This is a genomic window from Thermobifida fusca NBRC 14071 = JCM 3263, from assembly GCF_001592045.1.
Lineage (GTDB): Bacteria > Actinomycetota > Actinomycetes > Streptosporangiales > Streptosporangiaceae > Thermobifida > Thermobifida fusca.
In genome coordinates this window covers 1-16,326 of sequence record NZ_BCWB01000046.1, presented here as the reverse complement: position 1 = coordinate 16,326, position 16,326 = coordinate 1, and the positions used below count along the sequence as shown (strand labels likewise).

General features: G+C 69.7%; 11 protein-coding genes and 1 pseudogene. 7 read left to right on the top strand and 5 right to left on the bottom strand.

The window, feature by feature from the left end; translation table 11 throughout:
* The first annotated feature begins 1 nt into the window (after window position 1).
* Complete coding sequence (locus TF1_RS12205; RefSeq protein ID WP_011292950.1) at window positions 2–2,182, top strand: glycosyltransferase; 2,181 nt, start codon at window positions 2–4, stop codon at window positions 2,180–2,182.
* A gap of 21 nt (window positions 2,183–2,203) precedes the next feature.
* Here TF1_RS12205 and TF1_RS12200 read toward each other — a convergent pair whose 3' ends face one another.
* Window positions 2,204–3,640, bottom strand: a complete 1,437-nt coding sequence (locus TF1_RS12200) for an LCP family protein (RefSeq protein ID WP_011292949.1) — start codon at window positions 3,638–3,640, stop codon at window positions 2,204–2,206.
* 25 nt (window positions 3,641–3,665) lie between these two features.
* Entirely contained in the window at window positions 3,666–4,466 is an 801-nt protein-coding gene (locus TF1_RS12195; protein WP_016189184.1) for a TIGR03089 family protein, read from the bottom strand.
* Window positions 4,467–4,650: 184 nt separating this feature from the next.
* Between TF1_RS12195 and TF1_RS12190 the strand changes: the two genes are divergently transcribed.
* The 3 genes from TF1_RS12190 to TF1_RS12180 are packed head-to-tail and all read left to right on the top strand — an operon-like array spanning window position 4,651 to window position 8,720.
* Window positions 4,651–6,687: a hypothetical protein gene (locus tag TF1_RS12190; RefSeq protein ID WP_061783907.1), complete on the top strand. Its 2,037-nt coding sequence runs from the start codon at window positions 4,651–4,653 to the stop codon at window positions 6,685–6,687.
* A 7-nt stretch (window positions 6,688–6,694) separates the two neighbouring features.
* Window positions 6,695–7,612, top strand: a complete 918-nt coding sequence (locus tag TF1_RS12185; protein ID WP_011292946.1) for a glycosyltransferase family 2 protein — start codon at window positions 6,695–6,697, stop codon at window positions 7,610–7,612.
* 13 nt (window positions 7,613–7,625) lie between these two features.
* Complete coding sequence (locus tag TF1_RS12180; protein WP_016189182.1) at window positions 7,626–8,720, top strand: glycosyltransferase family 4 protein; 1,095 nt, start codon at window positions 7,626–7,628, stop codon at window positions 8,718–8,720.
* A 3-nt stretch (window positions 8,721–8,723) separates the two neighbouring features.
* On the opposite strand, the gene TF1_RS12175 is transcribed toward TF1_RS12180, so the two are convergent.
* Window positions 8,724–9,659 (bottom strand): lysylphosphatidylglycerol synthase domain-containing protein, encoded by a 936-nt coding sequence (locus TF1_RS12175; protein WP_234351737.1) that lies wholly within the window; start codon window positions 9,657–9,659, stop codon window positions 8,724–8,726.
* A 95-nt stretch (window positions 9,660–9,754) separates the two neighbouring features.
* On the opposite strand from TF1_RS12175, the gene TF1_RS12170 reads away from it, so the two are divergent.
* Window positions 9,755–10,456, top strand: coding sequence for a class I SAM-dependent methyltransferase (locus tag TF1_RS12170; RefSeq protein WP_011292943.1), 702 nt, complete (start codon window positions 9,755–9,757; stop codon window positions 10,454–10,456).
* A gap of 119 nt (window positions 10,457–10,575) precedes the next feature.
* The gene (locus TF1_RS12165) at window positions 10,576–13,221 is read left to right on the top strand and encodes a bifunctional FO biosynthesis protein CofGH (RefSeq protein ID WP_081430430.1); all 2,646 of its coding nucleotides are present in this window, start codon (window positions 10,576–10,578) and stop codon (window positions 13,219–13,221) included.
* Window positions 13,222–13,291: 70 nt separating this feature from the next.
* On the opposite strand, the gene TF1_RS12160 is transcribed toward TF1_RS12165, so the two are convergent.
* Together TF1_RS12160 and cofD are read right to left on the bottom strand one after the other, a co-directional pair.
* Window positions 13,292–14,563 carry a coenzyme F420-0:L-glutamate ligase gene (locus TF1_RS12160; RefSeq protein ID WP_011292941.1) on the bottom strand — a complete coding sequence of 424 codons (1,272 nt, stop codon included), beginning with the start codon at window positions 14,561–14,563 and terminating at the stop codon, window positions 13,292–13,294.
* Complete coding sequence (gene cofD, locus TF1_RS12155; RefSeq protein ID WP_016189180.1) at window positions 14,560–15,528, bottom strand: 2-phospho-L-lactate transferase; 969 nt, start codon at window positions 15,526–15,528, stop codon at window positions 14,560–14,562. Before cofD ends, TF1_RS12160 begins: the two co-directional genes overlap by 4 nt.
* A gap of 215 nt (window positions 15,529–15,743) precedes the next feature.
* Here cofD and TF1_RS12150 point away from each other — a divergent pair.
* Window positions 15,744–16,326: pseudogene (locus TF1_RS12150) on the top strand (LMBR1 domain-containing protein); the annotation flags it as partial.

The following is a 16,326-nucleotide window of genomic DNA, read 5'->3' as shown; positions in this document are numbered from 1 at the left end:
CGTGAACATCCGCGCACTCGTCTACGGCGATGCTGACCCTGACTCCATGGACGCCACCGCCCGGTGGGCGCAGTCCATGACCCAGGCACTGGCCGCAGCCGGGTGTGCCACCATGCTGCTGCTCCGCAACCAGCCGGGCACGGACGTCCTCACCGCCCCCTTGGCCGGGCTGCCGAACGTCACGGTAAGACATCCCAAGACCGGGGCGCACCGGATCGACCCCGGTCCGCACGGGCTCGACCCTGAGCAGGCGGTGGAACTGATCACCCGGCTCGACGCGGAACGGCGCTTCCACCTCATCGTCATCCGCGGGCAGCGCGTCGCCGCGGTCGCCGCCCACGCCGAAGAACTCGCTGGACGACTGTGGACCTGTGTGGACGACGTACCGCACACCCTGGCCCGGATGACCCCCAGCGTGGTCTCCGAGCTCACCGAGATCGCCCTGGCCTCCCGGTACCTGCTGTGCGCCAGCGAAGAACTGCGCTGCTTCGTGGAATCCACCGTGCCCGCCGCCTCCGGCCGCGCCGTGCTGCTTCCCCCCATGCTCACCGCGGCACCCCGCAGAGCAGACCGGCCCGGCGTGCCGCTGCGTATCGGCTATGCCGGGTCGATCGCGGAAACCCGCAACATGGTGACGCTCACCCAGCTTCCCGCGGCGCTCGGTTCCCGCGGTATCCCCGCGGAGCTGCACGTGGTCGGCGACGCTATCCGCAACGGCTCCCCGGAGTGGGTGAGACGAGCCACCAAAGCACTCAAAGATACCCCCAACGTGGTCTGGCACGGCGGCCGCTCCCACGAAGAAGCCCTCGACCTGCTCGCCCGCTGCCACCTCGCCGTGTCCTGGCACCGCTCGGACATCGACGCTGCCCTGGTGCCCGCGTTGACGGCACTGGAGCCCGGCACGCTGGGGATTCCCGTCGTCGTCAACCGCACCCCGCTCTACGAGCGACTGCTCGGCGCCGACTATCCGCTCTTCGCCGCCCCGGACCTGCAGAGTCTGGCGGACGCGGTGGAACGGGCTGGCCAGCCGGAGGTCTACCGCACAGCAGGGGAACGCTGCGCGGCCGCGGCCGCCCGCTTCACCCTCGACCAAGGAATCCAGGTCCTCCGCTCCCTCCTGCAGGCAGCCCTGCCGCCGCCACCCCGGGGAACCAACCCGGACCTGCCGCTGAAAGTCGCGATCGCCGGCACCGACCTCAGCGGTCTCGACCGGCTCATCCAGCATCTGAGGAGCCTGCCCGGTATCGAGCTGCGGCTCGACGAATGGGAAGGCCCGCACACCCACGACGAGTACCTCAGCCGGGAACTGGCGGCCTGGGCCGACGTGGTGATCTGCGAGTGGTGCGGCCCGCACGCCCTGTTCTACGCCAAGTACAAACGGTCCGGGCAGCGGCTGCTGGTGCGGCTCCACCGGTTCGAACTCGCCACGGAGTGGCCGCGCCGCCTCGACATCGAAAAAGTCGACGCGGTCATCTGCGTCAGCCAGCACTACGCGGACCGCGCCCGAGAGCACGCTAGTTGGCCCGCCGACCGGATGGTGGTGCTCCCCGAAGGCATCGACGTGGACCAGTTGTCCCGGCCCAAACTGGACGGCGCCCGCTACACGCTGGGCATGCTCGGAGTCATCCCCTCCCGCAAGCGGCTGGACCGGGCGCTGGACGTCCTTGCCGCACTGCGTGCCCGCGACCCCCGCTACACGCTGGCGCTCAAAACCCGGCAGCCCTGGGATTACTGGTGGGTGTGGAACCGGCCCGAGGAGCGCGCCCACTACGAGCACGTCTACCGGCGTATCCAACGGTCCAGGACGCTCTCCGACGCTGTCGTGTTCGACCCGTACGGCCCGGATGTGGCGGTATGGCTGCGCCGGGTCGGCTTCGTGCTCTCCACCAGTGACGACGAGAGCTTCCACCGGGCGGTAGCCGAAGGGGCGGCCTCAGGCAGCGTCCCCGTGGTGTGGGCGTGGCCGGGCGCCGACACCGTCTACGCGCCGCGCTGGGTCCACGGCGACGTGGCGCAGATGGCGGACGCGGTGCACACCATCGTCACCGAGGAGCGGTTCGACGCGGAACGTGCCGCAGCCCGTGCCGAGGTCGCGGAACGCTATGCGCTACCGAAGATCCTCGAACAGTGGGTCCGCTTGATCGTGGCGGGCGAGCCACCCGAGGCTGCTCCCCGCGCCTGACCGCTACCCGGCAGGAGGCGGTCAGCAGGCGTCGTCTTCGGGTGCCTCGGCGGTCTTCGCGTTGAGCGAGTCAAGCACGTTGCTGGAATCCCCGGAGGACTGCCCTTTCAGCCCGTCCCAGTCCATGGAGATCACCAGCTGCACGGTGGAGCCCAGATACGGGCTCTCCTCAACGACGGCTTTCTTCACCTGCGCGGCGACCGTGTGGGCGTGCGCCTCCATACCGGGACCGTAGAAGACGGTGGTCCGCCCGGGAACCGACCCCTGCGGGTTGCCCGTGCCCGCCACCACGAACCCTCGTGCCTGGAGCTCCTCGCCCACCGTGCCGGCCAGGCCCGAGGTGGTCGTGCCGTTGATGACCTCCACCGAGACTTCGGCGGGGTCGACGGTGGGCACGTCCTCCTTCTCCTCGTCCTTCTCCTCGTCGTCGGACTTCTCGTCGGTGATCTCCGTGTCGTTGGCGATCGCCTGGAACAGCCGGTCGGCGTCAGGCTGGGTCCACGCCACCCGGTTCGCGTCGTCAGGGTGCGCCCCGTTGGGGACGGTCACGAACCGGATGTTGCTCATGTCGACCTCGCGCATCTGGATGGCGATGTCGGTCATCTTGTCGACGGTGAACTGGTCGTCGACGGTAATGGAGTCCGTGACCGAGCTGAGGAATGCGTAGATGCTGCTGGGGCTCGACATGATCTCCCCGCTCATCACCTTCCGCAGCATGGCGCCGAGGAACACCTGCTGGCGGTCGATACGGCTCAGGTCGCTGCCGTCGCCCTGGCCGTAGCGGGAACGCATGTAGCCCAGTGCCTGCTCGCCGTTGAGGGTCTGCCGCCCCGCATCCAGTTTCAGATGCGCTTTAGGGTCGTCGATCGGGTGTGGGATGCACATCTCCACCCCGCCGATCGCGTCGACCATCTCCTTGAACCCGGTGAAGTCCACGCTGACGAAGTGGTCGATGTGGATGCCGGTGAGCTGCTCCACGACCTTCCACTGGCACTGGATGCCGCCGTAGTTCATCGCGGAGTTGAGCATGCCGCGGTGCGCTTCCATGCCCGGGCGATCCCCGTTGGGCTCGCACGCCGGCATGTCCACGATGGAGTCGCGGGGCAGGTTGACCAGGATCGCGCCGTCGTGGTTGGGGGAGATGTGCGCGATGAGTAGCGTGTCGGGGCGTTCGCCTTCGATCTCCCCGCCGTACTCCGCGTTCGCGCCGCTGCGCACGTCGGAGCCGATGATCATGATGTTGATCGCGCCCTCGACCTTGGTGGGCCGATCCCAGGCGTCGGTGTCGACCGTCTCCTGGCTGATGTTGCCGTAGATGTCGTAGTAGGCGCCGTAGGCGGTCAGGCTACTGGCGATGACGAGTGCCGTCGCCCCTATTGCCACCCAGCCGCCGAGGCTGAGCTTGCGTTGCAGGGCACGCGATCCTGCGGACCGTCGGGAGGAGGATCTCTTCGGCATCGAACACCAGGAGGGGAGATAGGGGTCAGGGAAGCGACCTGTAAGAAGCCTGCGGCGGCAGAGGAGAAGGGAAATCACCGACGACTGCCGTCACGCGCTCCATGTCGAGCCGCGATTGCAGAGTAGTGGAGTCACGGCTCGGAATGAGCACAAGTGAGGAGGCCGCGGACAGTACGCCCAAAAATTTGGACAGATCATCCCCCAGCGCCGCAAGAGGGGCATGATCGGAAGTGATGATAGCCACTCGGTCTTCGGCTGTCAGCTTTCCGAGACGCGCAGCGTCCCGGCCCCTGTCGGCCAGCTCACCCCCCGTCCAGGAGCGGCCGCCGTGCACCAGGGCCGCCGCCTGGGGATCACCCTTAGGCGGAGCGAACACGTCGCCGTACCCGCGGGCCTCCTGCGTGTAGTCCGTCGCCGCGGGCGGGCAGTCGTCCATCGGCAAGCCCAGCGGGTGCAGGGAGGCCCCAACCACCTCGCGGGCCCCCGAGGCGAGTGCGGCGTCCACCCGGGACGCGTCGGCCACCACCACGTCCGCTTCCGGGATGTCTGCTTCAGCGAGCACCACGGTCGTCCCCGTCACCCAGCACGCCACCGTCCAGGCGAGGCTCTGCCAGTGCAGGGGCAGGGCGAGCGCCACCGTGTCCCCGGGCAGTGCGCCCAGCCCGTCCACCAGCATGTTGGCTGTTTTCGCCACCCAGTTGTCGAAGGTGGCGAACGACATCTCCACCCGGACGTCAGTGGCAGGGTCGTAGGAGGTGAGGAAAGGGCGGGTAGCGTCGACGCTCTTCGCCGCCCACCACAGCTCTCCCGGAGTGTGCGCTGACAACAGCAGGCCCTTTCTCGGTTTGGTGGCGAATCGGGGCACATCGTACCTGCGGGAGGGCGGGGAAAGCAGAACACCGCTGCCGGGGCGGGCCAATGCCGGGGCCGTGCCCGCGCCGGCCGTTCCTGGCCGGGGAAAGATTCCGGTTCCGGAGCCGCCGCGCAGGGGAGCTGGCATTGTTGCATTCATGCACCTGTCTCCCGGCACCCTGCTCGCCCGGGTCACACTGGTTCCGGTGGTGGCCGCCACCGCCTGGCTGGCGGTCGCGTTCCCTCTGCTCTGCCTCGGCCACTTCACGCCGCTCCTCGGAGTGCTGCTGGGAGGACCCGCACTCGTCGCCGCGCTCGTCCTCCTGCCCCGGCTGGCCCCGGACATTGACGACACCCCGTGGTGGGCGCTGCTCCTAGTGGTCCTGGTCACCGCCGCCTTTGCCGCGGTGCAGCTCGCCTACCACTCCGAGCAGCTCGTCGTCCGGCGGGACGCCGCCTCCTACGCCCAGTACACCGCGTGGATCGCCGAGTACGGTTTCCTGCCGATCCCCCAGCAGCGGGAGCTCATCGCCGGGAACGATCCGGCGCTCACCTACCACAGCCTCGCCTACTACCAGGTCGACGACGTGGTCTGGCCGCAGTTCCTCGCCGGCGCCCCCCTGGTGTACGCGCTCGGGTTCTGGGCCGCGGACCTGGAAGGACTTGTGCTGGCACCGCCGGTCACGGGTGCTCTCGCGGTGCTGACGTTCGCGGGACTCGTCGCGCGGCTCGTCGGTGCCCGATGGGCGCCGCTGGCCGCCCTCCTCCTCGCGGTGTGCCTGCCCCAGCAGTGGATCAGCCGCTCCACGTACAGCGAACCGGTCGCCCAGATCATGCTGCTCGGCGGGCTCGTGCTTGCCTACGACGCGCTGGAGAGAAGAGCCCGGGGCCGGTGGTCGGCAGGGCACACGCTCGCTCTTGCCGCGGGGCTGAGCTTGGGACTGGGGCTGCTGGTGCGCATCGATGCGCTCCGCGACCTGCTGCCCGTGGTGGGGTTTGTGGGGCTGCTGCTTGTCGCCCGGCGCCGGGAGGCCACCCCCTTGGGGCTGGGGTTGGCAGTCGGGGCCGGCTACGGGTTCGTGGCCGGATTCGGATACTCCCGCCCCTACCTGAACTACCTCGCGGACTCGCTCAATCCTCTCCTGTTCATCAGCGGGATCGTGGTGGGCGGCACGGCCGCGGGCGTGCTTCTGCTGTGGCGGCGCGGCATCCCTCGCCTGGACCGCCCTCCCTGGCTGCCTACCGCGGGGGCGGTCCTCGTCGTCGTCGCTATGGCGGCGATTGCCGCCCGCCCGCTGCTGTTCGTCCAGCGTGGCCACGGCGACGAAGCCACCGGCATCTATATCGGGCAAGTCCAGGAGATCGAAGGGCTGCCTGTCGACCCCGACCGCACTTACGAGGAGATGAGCCTGACCTGGGTCGGCTGGTACGTCGGCTGGGCCACGGTGCTGTTGGCGACGCTCAGCGTCGCTCTCCTGGTGCGCCGGATGGCGCTGCGCCCCACTCCCCAGTGGGTGCTGCCGCTGATGGTGCTGTCCTGGACGGTCGGCACCACGCTGCTGCGCCCTGCCATCACCCCCGACCATCCGTGGGCCAGCCGCCGCCTGGTCACCCTGGTGCTCCCGGCGTTCATCCTGTTCGCGGTCTTCTTCCTCGCCTGGGCCCGGCGCCGGGTCCGCGACCGTGCGCCGCACCGGCTGCGCCGGCTGGGCACTCCCCTGGCCGTGCTGGGCGCGGCTACCCTGCTGCTGCCCACTGCGGCTACCGCAGCCGGGATCATGACCTATCGCATGGACGTCGGGTCGATCGCGGCCACCCGGCAGACCTGTGCAGAGCTTCCGGACACGGCCAGCGTGCTCATCGTCGACCCCAACACTGCCGCCAAGTTCATGCAGCTCATCCGCGGTATGTGCGGGGTGCCCACAGCGCAGGTGGTGGAAACCGACCCGGAGACCGTGCACCGGATCGTCGCTGAAGTCCACGATCGCGGCCGCGACGCGGTGCTCGCCGCCGACCGAGCCGAACGGCTCCACCCGTACCTGCCGCCGTGGATCGTCCCGCGCCACTCGTTCGACGTCCACACCGAGCAGGACCCCAGCACGCTGATGAAGCCGCCCACGGGAGCATGGCGGTTCAACGGGGACCTGTGGATCGCGGTCATCCCCGCGACCGCGGCAACTCCCTCGATATCCTGATCGCACCGTGAGTGAGACCGCCCCCAGCCCGCAGCACGCCGATCCCCGCGTCACGATCGTCCTGCCCTGCTATAACGAGCAGGACCACGTGGTCGCCGAGATCGAACGGATCTGTGCGGCAATGGACGCCAGCGGCCATTCCTATGAACTGCTCGCGTTCGACGACGCCTCCACCGACGACACCCTTGCCCGACTGCGCGACGCCGAACTCCACTTCCCGAACCTGAAGGTCATCGCGTTCTCCACCAACGGCGGGGCGGGAACTGTGCGCCGCATCGGAACCCAGCGCGCTCGCGGCGAGATCGTCGTGTGGACCGATGCGGACATGTCCTATCCCAATGAGCGCATCCCCGAGCTCGTGGACATCCTTCTCAAGGACGACACCATCGACCAGGTGGTGGGGGCCCGCGACCAGGAGATGGGCAGCTACCGGTTCCTGCGCGTCCCCGCCAAGTGGCTGGTCCGCAAGCTCGCCGAGCTCCTCACGAACTCGCACATCCCTGACCTGAACTCGGGGCTGCGCGCCTTCCGCCGCGACGTGTCCCTGCCCTACCTGCGGCTGCTGCCCCCGGGGTTCTCCTGCGTCACCACCATCACCCTGGCCTTCCTGTCCAACCAGCACGCCATCCACTACGAACCGGTGAGCTACGCCAAGCGGGCCGGGCGCTCCAAATTCCGGCCCGTGCGCGACGCCTACCGCTACCTGCTGCAAGTGCTGCGGATGGTCATGTACTTCAACCCGTTGAAGGTGCTCATGCCGCCTGCCCTGTTCCTGCTCGGCACCGGCGTGCTCAAGGTCGTCTACGACGTGGTCACCGATCCGGTCTACATCCGCAACAACACGATCATGCTGCTCATGACCGGGCTCATCGTCGCCGCAATGGGGCTGCTGGCCGATCTCATCGTGCGGTCCCGCGACTCCTGACAGGGAAGCAGCCATGCGGATCACCCTGGTGGGCCCGACCCACCCGTACAAGGGCGGAGGGGCCCGGCACACCACCGAACTCGCCCACCGGCTGGCCGCTGCAGGACACCGGGTCGTCATCGAATCGTGGCGTGCCCAGTACCCGGCGCTGCTGTACCCGGGGCAGCAGACCGTCACAGAACCGGAAGGCCCGCCCTACCCCGGCACCCGCCGCGACCTCGCCTGGTACCGGCCCGACAGCTGGTACCGGGTCGGCCGCAGGGCGGGCCGTGAAGCCGACCTCGTCGCACTCGCCGTCTTCTCTCCCGTCCAGGTTCCCCCCTATCTCGTCCTGCGCGCCGGCTGCGGGACAGCAGCCCGCGTGGTGGCGCTCTGCCACAACGTCCTGCCGCACGAACAGCGGCCCGGGGACACCGCACTGATGCGGGCCCTGCTCCGCCGCGTCGACGCGGTCCTCACCCATTCGCCGCAGCAGCGTGCTCTCGCCGACCGCTTGCTGGGCGGCAGCGGCCCGCCCGTGCGCATGGCGGAACTGCCCCCGCACCTGCCGGACATCGGCCCGCGCCAGCCGCGGCCCCCGGGGGTGCGGCACCGCCTGCTGTTCTTCGGGATCGTCCGCCCCTACAAGGGGGTGGACGTGCTGCTGCGGGCGCTCGCGGCCGGGCCGCCGGAGGTGGCGTTGACCGTGGCGGGCGAGTTCTGGGGCGGTTCCGCGGAGCTGCGGGCGCTCGCCGAGCAGCTCGGCGTCGCCCACCGGGTGGAGTGGCGGGAAGGATACGTGCCCGCCGGGGAGCTGCCCGCCCTGTTCGCTGAGTGTGACGCGGTGGTGCTGCCCTACCGCTCGGCCACCGCCACCCAGAACGTGTGGCTGGCCCACGCCCACGGCGTGCCGGTGATTGCCACCCGCGTGGGCACCCTGCCCGACCAGGTCCGCGACGGGGTGGACGGACTGCTGTGCCGCCCCGACGATCCCGCGGATCTGGCGCGAGCGATCGCCGACTGCTATGCGCCCGGCCGTCTGGACGCGCTGCGGGCGGGGGTCCGGCCGGTCGACACCGACGCCTCCTGGGACCGGTACCTTGCGGCCCTCACCGACACGGCCGGATAGGGGTCATTGCGGATCCGGAGCAGCCGGGGGGCGTACCGCGGCCAGGCAGAGCAGGGCCCACAGGAGGTCGGCAACGGTCATCACCAGCCGAGACAGGGCGGCCACCACCAGCGCTGCCCCCGCGTCGAGGAGCGGGGCCAACGCGGTCACCAGGACCGCTTCCCGGACTCCCAGCCCGGCAGGCGCGAACACGACGAGCAGGCCCAGGGTCCACGCCAGGGCGTAGCCGCCGGTAGCGGCAGCCCACGAATCCCAGCCGCCGCCCACCCCTGCCACCAGCAGCCACACGTGCGCCCCGAGCGGCAGCCAGGACAGGAGTGACCAGCCCACGGCGGCGGCCATGCCCCGCCCGCTCACCCGGTCGAGTTCCGCGTCCACGTCGGTGCGCACCCGGCCGATCCGGCGCAGCACCCCGTGCAACACCCAGGTCACCAGCCGCGGGTGGGTGAAGAGCAGCAGAAGCGGAGCCGCGGCCAGCACCCACCACCAGCGCCGTGCCGCCTCTTGGGCCGCGATCGGCAGCAGCACCGCGGCGACCAGCAAGTTCACGGTCAATGTCACCGTGATCGCCAGGACGGTGGCGGCGGCCGCCCGGTAGCGCGGCACCGCGCGGTCCCGGGCGAGTTCTACTTGGGCGAGGAACGCCCACACCGACCCGGGTACGTACTTGCCGAGCTGGCCGACGAACATCACCCGGGCCGCGACCGGGACGGGCAGGGGAGAACCCAGGTCGGCGAGCAGGGCCCGCCACGCCAGCATCTGCGTGCCCAGCCCGGCGAGTGCGGCAGCGAGCGCACCGGCCACGGTCCACGGGGACAGGGCGACGAGCGCGGCCCCGGCCTCGTCCCACCGGGCGCGGAGCGCAAGCACAGCACAGCCGAGGACGACGACCACCACGGCACTGCGCACCCGTCGCTGGACGCGGAGACGGCTCACCACCCGGCCAGCCTAAGCCGCCGCGTCGGCCCGGGGAGCAGTCCTGGGCGCACCACTACTGTTTTCCGGCTGTCCGACAGGGCCAGTAGGGTGGGCCCGTGTTCGCTGACGCCGTAGCCTTCCTGGGCCACCAGATCCACGTGTGCCGCTACCGGGAAGCAGGCACACTGCTGCGGTGGCTGGGCCGCGACCTGACCGGGCAGGTGGTGCTCGACGTCGCGGGCGGCGACGGCTACTGGGCGGCGCAGGCCCGCCGCCGCGGCGCGCGAGCCGTCTCCCTCGACCTGGCCCGGCACAAGATGCTGCGCGGCCAGCGGATCTCCCACGCGCCGGCGCTCATCGAAGGCGACGCCCTGCGGCTGCCGTTCGCCAACGCCAGTATCGACAAGATCATGTCGGTCTGTGCTCTTGAGCACTTCACTGACGGGCCCGCGGCCCTCCGTGAAATGGCCCGAGTCCTCAAACCCGGCGGCGACCTTGTCCTGTCCGCGGACTGCCTGTCCCGCCGCGCCGAATGGCCGCACCTGTTCGACGCGCACTGCCGCCGCTACCACGTGCACCGCACCTACACCCACGAGACCTTGCAAGCCCTGCTCGGCGCGTGCGGCTTCACCCTGGTGGACTACCGCTACCAGTTCCGGTCGCGCCGCATGGAGCGCGCCTATCTCACCCTGTCCGCCTACGGCGGCCGGGTCGGGTTCAACGCTGCGGCCCCGCTCATCCCGTTCGTCGCGTGGAGCGACCGCCGCCACCCGAACACCCAGGGCAGCATCGTGCTCTGCCACGCCCGCAAACAGTAACCCCTTACCCTTCTAACAATAATCATGAATATGGTGGGGTGGTGGAAGGGAAGAAACAGACGGGACATACCGGCGGGCCCGCGCGCTCAACGGTGAAGCCCACGGCGTATTGTGCGCCCATGAGTGGTTCTGGAAACGGGATGAAGGAAGTGGTTCCCTCGGCCGCTGCTCTGCGGCGTGCACTAGCCCGGGTCAGGGACGGCAAGACCCTGGACCCGACCGAAGCGGAAATCCTCTTGCACGCCCGCGGCGACGACTTGGAGGCCCTCCTCGACCACGCCTCCCGCATCCGCGATGCTGGGCTTGCCGCGGCTGGACGCCCCGGCGTCATCACCTACAGCCGCAAAGTCTTCATCCCCCTGACCCGGCTGTGCCGGGACCGCTGCCACTACTGCACGTTTGCCACCGCCCCCGCGAAACTGTCCGCCCCCTACCTGTCCCCGGACGAGGTGCTCGAGATCGCCCGCCAAGGCGCGGCCCTCGGCTGCAAAGAAGCACTGTTCACCCTCGGGGACCGGCCGGAAGACCGCTGGCCGCAAGCCCGCGCCTGGCTCGACGAGCAAGGCTACGACGACACCCTCTCCTACGTGCGGGCCATGGCCATCCGCGTCCTCGAAGAAACCGGGCTGCTGCCGCACCTCAACCCGGGAGTGCTCACCTGGAGCGACTTCCAACGCCTCAAGCCGGTCGCCCCGTCCATGGGCATGATGCTGGAAACCACGGCGCGGCGGCTATTCACGGAACGCGGCCAAGTCCACTACGGCAGCCCGGACAAAGACCCCGTGGTGCGGCTGCGCGTCCTCGAAGACGCGGGACGCTCCACGGTCCCCTTCACCACGGGCATCCTCATCGGCATCGGCGAAACCCTCGCGGAACGCGTCGACTCGATCTTCGCGATCCGCAAGATCGCCCGCCAGTACGGCGCGATCCAGGAAGTCATCGTGCAGAACTTCCGCGCCAAACCGGACACCGCGCTGCGCGACTGGCCCGACGCCGACCTCGAAGACCTCGCCGCCACCATCGCCGTCACCCGCATCCTGCTGGGCCCCAAAGCCCACATCCAAGCGCCGCCCAACCTCATCACCGACGACGGGAACCCGGAGCAGGGCACAGGCGACGAGTTCACGCTCATGCTGCGCGCCGGCATCGACGACTGGGGCGGGGTCTCACCGCTCACCCCCGACCATGTCAACCCGGAACGCCCCTGGCCGCAGATCGACCTGCTCGCCGAACGCACTGCCGCGGCAGGCTTCACCCTCCGGGAACGCCTCACCGTCTACCCCGAATACGTGCGCCAAGGCGAACCGTGGATCGACCCGCGCCTCCACGACCACGTCGCTGTCCTCGCCGACCCGGAGACCGGGCTGGCCCGCCCCGACGCCGTCATCACTGGGCGCCCCTGGCAGGAGCCCGCCAGCCTCGAATCCGGGGGCCGGACCAACCTCCACAAGGACATCGACACCGCAGGCCGCAGCAGCGACCGGCGCGGCGACTTCGACTCCGTCTACGGCGACTGGTCGGAACTCCGCGCACGCATCGCCCAACCCGCCCGCGACACGCGGGCACCCCACCGGTTCGACCCGGAGATCCGTGCCGCCCTGCGCCGTGCCGAAGACGATCCTGCCGGGATCACCGACCGCGACGCCCTGGCCCTGCTCGCCGCGGACGGCCCCGAACTGGAAGCGCTCGCCGACCTCGCCGACCGGGTCCGCCGCGACACCGTGGGCGACGAGATCACCTTCGTCGTCACCCGCAACATCAACTTCACCAACGTCTGCTACACGGGATGCCGGTTCTGCGCTTTTGCGCAGCGCCGCACCGACGCCGACGCCTACACCCTCTCCCTCGAACAGGTCGCAGACCGGGCCGCCGAAGCGTGGGAGGCCGGGGCCACCGAAGTGTGCATGCAAGGCGGGATCCACCCCGACCTGCCGGGAACCGCCTACTTCGACATCGCCCGGGCAGTCCGGGAGCGGACCCCCGACATGCACATCCACGCGTTCAGCCCCATGGAGGTCATGAACGGCGTGTCCCGCACCAACCTCCCGATCCGCGAATGGCTGCTCCGGGCCCGCGAAGCCGGACTCGACTCCCTTCCCGGCACTGCCGCGGAGATCCTCGACGACGACGTGCGCTGGGTCCTCACCAAGGGGAAACTGCCCACCGCCCAGTGGATCGAGGTCATCACCGCCGCCCACGACCTCGGCATCCCCACCACGGCCACGATGATGTACGGGCACGTGGACGCCCCGCACCACTGGGTCGCCCACATCCGGCTCATCCGCTCGCTGCAGGAACGCTCCCTGGAACAGAACGGCCGCCCCGGGTTCACCGAATTCGTGCTGCTCCCCTTCGTGCACACCAACGCGCCCATCTACCTGGCCGGGCTGTCGCGGACCGGGCCCACCGAACAGGAGAACCGGGCCGTGCACGCCCTCGCCCGTCTCCTGCTGCACGGCGCGATCGACAACATCCAGTGCTCGTGGGTGAAACTGTCTGAGGAGCAGTGCCGGCGCCTCCTCGCCGGCGGCGTCAACGACATCGGCGGCACCCTGATGGAAGAGACCATCAGCCGGATGGCGGGCTCCACCAACGGGTCGTTCAAAACCATCAGCGAGATGCGCGCCATGGTAGAACCGCTCGGACGCCCTCTGCGCCAGCGCGACACCCTCTACCGGGAAGTGCCCGCGGAGCGCCGCGCCATCGCCGAAGCCAACGACGGGGTGGCCGCGAGCCTGCGCCGCACCCGGCTGCCCGTGGTCTGATCCGGGCTTGCTGCCCGTGGCGGCCGCGCCTCCCCGGAAGCGCGGCCGCCACGTCCCCGGTTCTCGCGGGCTACCGCACTTCGATGAACGCTTCCGGGTCGCGCGGCGGCCGGTGCTTGGGCGGCGCCGCGGGATGCCCAACCGCGACCGCCCCCATCGGCTGCCAGTCCTCGGGAAGCTTCAACACTTCGCGGACCACGTCGGGGCAGAACATCGTGGACGACACCCACGCCGAACCCAGGCCCTCAACCGTCAAGGCCAGGAGCAGGTTCTGCACCCCCGCACCCATGGCCACCAGGAACATGGCGCGCTCCGCGGAGGCGCGGCGCTCATCCGGATAACTGTGCGCGCCCTCCGCCACGAGGCACGGCACGATCAGATAGGGGGCGCGACGTAGCACATCCCCGCGCCGGATCCGCCGCGCAATGCGCTCCTCAGACAGCCCGTCCGCCCGCAAGTCCGCAACCCACGCTTCCGCCATCGCGTCCAGCAGCCGTGTGCGTTCGTCCGCGGACTCCAGGAGCACGAACCGCCACGGCGTGGTGTGGTGCGGGGCAGGCGCGGTAATGGCCGCGGCCACCGCGCGGCGCACCGCCTCCGGGTCCACGGGGTCGTCGGTGAATTCGCGGATGGTGCGGCGCGCGTGGATGACGTCCCGGGAACCGTAGCGGAACAGGTCCTGGTCGGCGGGGCGTACCAGGACTCGCGCACCCTCCCCGTCCTCCGCGGTGACCATGTGGCCTAGGCCGCGCACCACAGCCACCGGGATCCCCGAGGCCTTGCCTTTCACCAGCTCCCCGGCGGAGGCGAGCTCGTCAGCAACCGCGTTCAGCGTCACTTCGAGCACGTTGCCGTGGGTGTCGCGCTGCCCGCGCATGTCCTCCAGGGCGGCGATGCCCGCGGCCCCGATCGCGATATCGGTCTGGCCCATCCGCCACGGCCGCCCGAACGTGTCCGAGATGATCACCGCGACCTGCACGCCTGCGCGGTCCCGCAGCCCGGCGCGGATCCGCCGCGCCGACGCGTCCGGATCCTCGGGCAGCAGCAGCACGTGCCCCGGGGCCACATTCGAGGAGTCCACCCCGGCCGCCGCCATCACCAGACCGTGCCGGGTCTGCACGATCCGCGTACTGCCGTGGCGGGCCACGACCCGCACGGTCTCCGTGTCGATGGCCTCCTCGCGGCTCATCGCGCGGATCCGCCCCTCGGCTTTGCTCACCACCTTGGAAGTGACGACGAGGATGTCGCCGTCGGCGAGCTCCGTCCGCTCCGCGATCAGCGCGGCAAGGTCGTCCCCGGGCTGCACCTCGGGGATCCCCTCGACTCCCCAGATCGTGATCATGACCGTTCCTTCAGCTCCAGCGCCAGGTCCACGGCGGCGCCCGCGATCGCCGCGGTGCGCTCCGGATCGCTCATGTACAGCGGCATGGCCCGCACTTCCACCCCCGCGACGACGGTGTCCGCATCGGCCTCGTCGACCAGCCAGCCGTCCAACAGGTCGGCGCCGTAGTGCTCAGCCACCGCCCGGGCGCTGGTCTCCACCCCGATCGTGCGCAGACAGGCGTCCGCCATCCCCCGCACCGGGGCCCCGCCGATGATGGGGGAGACCCCCACCACGGTCTTGGCGGCCACCGCATCCCGGATTCCGGGAATGCCGAGGATAGACCCGATACTGACCACGGGGTTGGACGGCGGGAAGAGGACGAAGTCGGCTTCGTCGATCGCGGAGAGGACGCCGGGCGCGGGTTTGGCGGAATCCGCGCCGACGCTCACGAACGACTCCGCGGGAATCTGGGCGCGGTACCGCACCCACCACTCCTGGAAGTGGATCGCGCGGCGACCCTTCTCATCCGCTACGACCACGTGGGTCTCTACCTGGTCGTCGGTCATCGGCAGCAGCCGCACCCCCGGCTTCCACCGGTCGCACAGCGCCTCAGTGATCGCAGAGAGCGGGTATCCGGCCGCCAACATCTGCGATCGCACGATGTGGGTGGCGATGTCCCGGTCACCGAGCCCGAACCATTGGGGATGCATGCCGTAGGCGATGAGCTCTTCGCGCACCGTGAACGTCTCGTCGGCGCGTCCCCAGCCTTGCTCCTCGTTGATCCCGCCCCCCAGGGTGTACATCACCGTGTCCAGATCGGGACAGACCCGGAGCCCGAAAAGAGTGATGTCGTCTCCAGTGTTCCCGATGACCGTGATCGAGGACGGGGATTCCCCCTGTTCAGCACGGTGGTGCAGGGCATCTTTGAGGCCGCGGAGAAAACGTGCGCCACCGATGCCGCCAGCCAGTACGACTATCCGCATAGGGTCAAGTCTGGCAGTCTGGGATTGCGCGCCGCGCCCCACGGTGCCGCATGTCCGTCCGGTCTCCGGCGGAAACACGGACACGGGCGGCATGTCGAATGGTGATCAGGCTTTGGCCTCGTGGAGACCCTTTCGCCTGATTTCCCAAGCCACACCACGGATATGTAAAGCTTCCACCGACGCGACAAGAAGTAGCCTGCGGAGGGGAACCTCTCTTGAATAACGAATCCATTCAACGGTTGCGTGAGCCGGCCGCTTGGGCGCTCCTCGGCGCCACGGCAGCAGTCCTGCTCGGCGCACTGATCCACATCTTCGGTGGGCCTGGACCCGATACATCGGCCCGGTTCGCGGACGTCGGCGGCAGCGTGATCGGTCCCGGCACCGTTGCGCTGATCTTGGCCGCTGTGGCGCTCGTGCTGACCGCACCGAACCGTTCGCCGCGTACCTTCGGCATCGTGATGATGGCGATCATCGAACTGGGTGTCGGTGCGCTCCTCGGCGTCATCTCGCTCATCATGGGCTTTGTGGCCTACGGCGACCTCAACCTCGCCGGCGCCTTCCAGCACTTCTTCACCATAGGCGCCTACCTGACGGTCGCGGTTTTCACCGGGATCTTCTTGATCCGGGCGTTCAACGACCCCAACCTGGTGCCCCGCGCCACCGCCTCCTCGTACCCCAGCGGTACCCAGCAAGCCTTCAACCAGCAGCAGACCCCCGGATACGTCACCGGCGCCCAGCAGTCCGCGGGACAGGCAGGTGCCTGGCAGCAGTCCCAGACCGGAGCAGGGGCTGAGGCCC

What these genes read in the sequence shown, in the direction of transcription:
- TF1_RS12200 (WP_011292949.1), bottom strand. Translation starts at nt 3,640, where the DNA reads ATGCCGAAGAGATCCTCCTCCCGACGGTCCGCAGGATCGCGTGCCCTG.
- TF1_RS12160 (WP_011292941.1), bottom strand. Translation starts at nt 14,563, where the DNA reads ATGATCACGATCTGGGGAGTCGAGGGGATCCCCGAGGTGCAGCCCGGG.
- TF1_RS12190 (WP_061783907.1), top strand. Translation starts at nt 4,651, where the DNA reads ATGCACCTGTCTCCCGGCACCCTGCTCGCCCGGGTCACACTGGTTCCG.
- TF1_RS12165 (WP_081430430.1), top strand. Translation starts at nt 10,576, where the DNA reads ATGAGTGGTTCTGGAAACGGGATGAAGGAAGTGGTTCCCTCGGCCGCT.
- TF1_RS12180 (WP_016189182.1), top strand. Translation starts at nt 7,626, where the DNA reads ATGCGGATCACCCTGGTGGGCCCGACCCACCCGTACAAGGGCGGAGGG.
- cofD (WP_016189180.1), bottom strand. Translation starts at nt 15,528, where the DNA reads ATGCGGATAGTCGTACTGGCTGGCGGCATCGGTGGCGCACGTTTTCTC.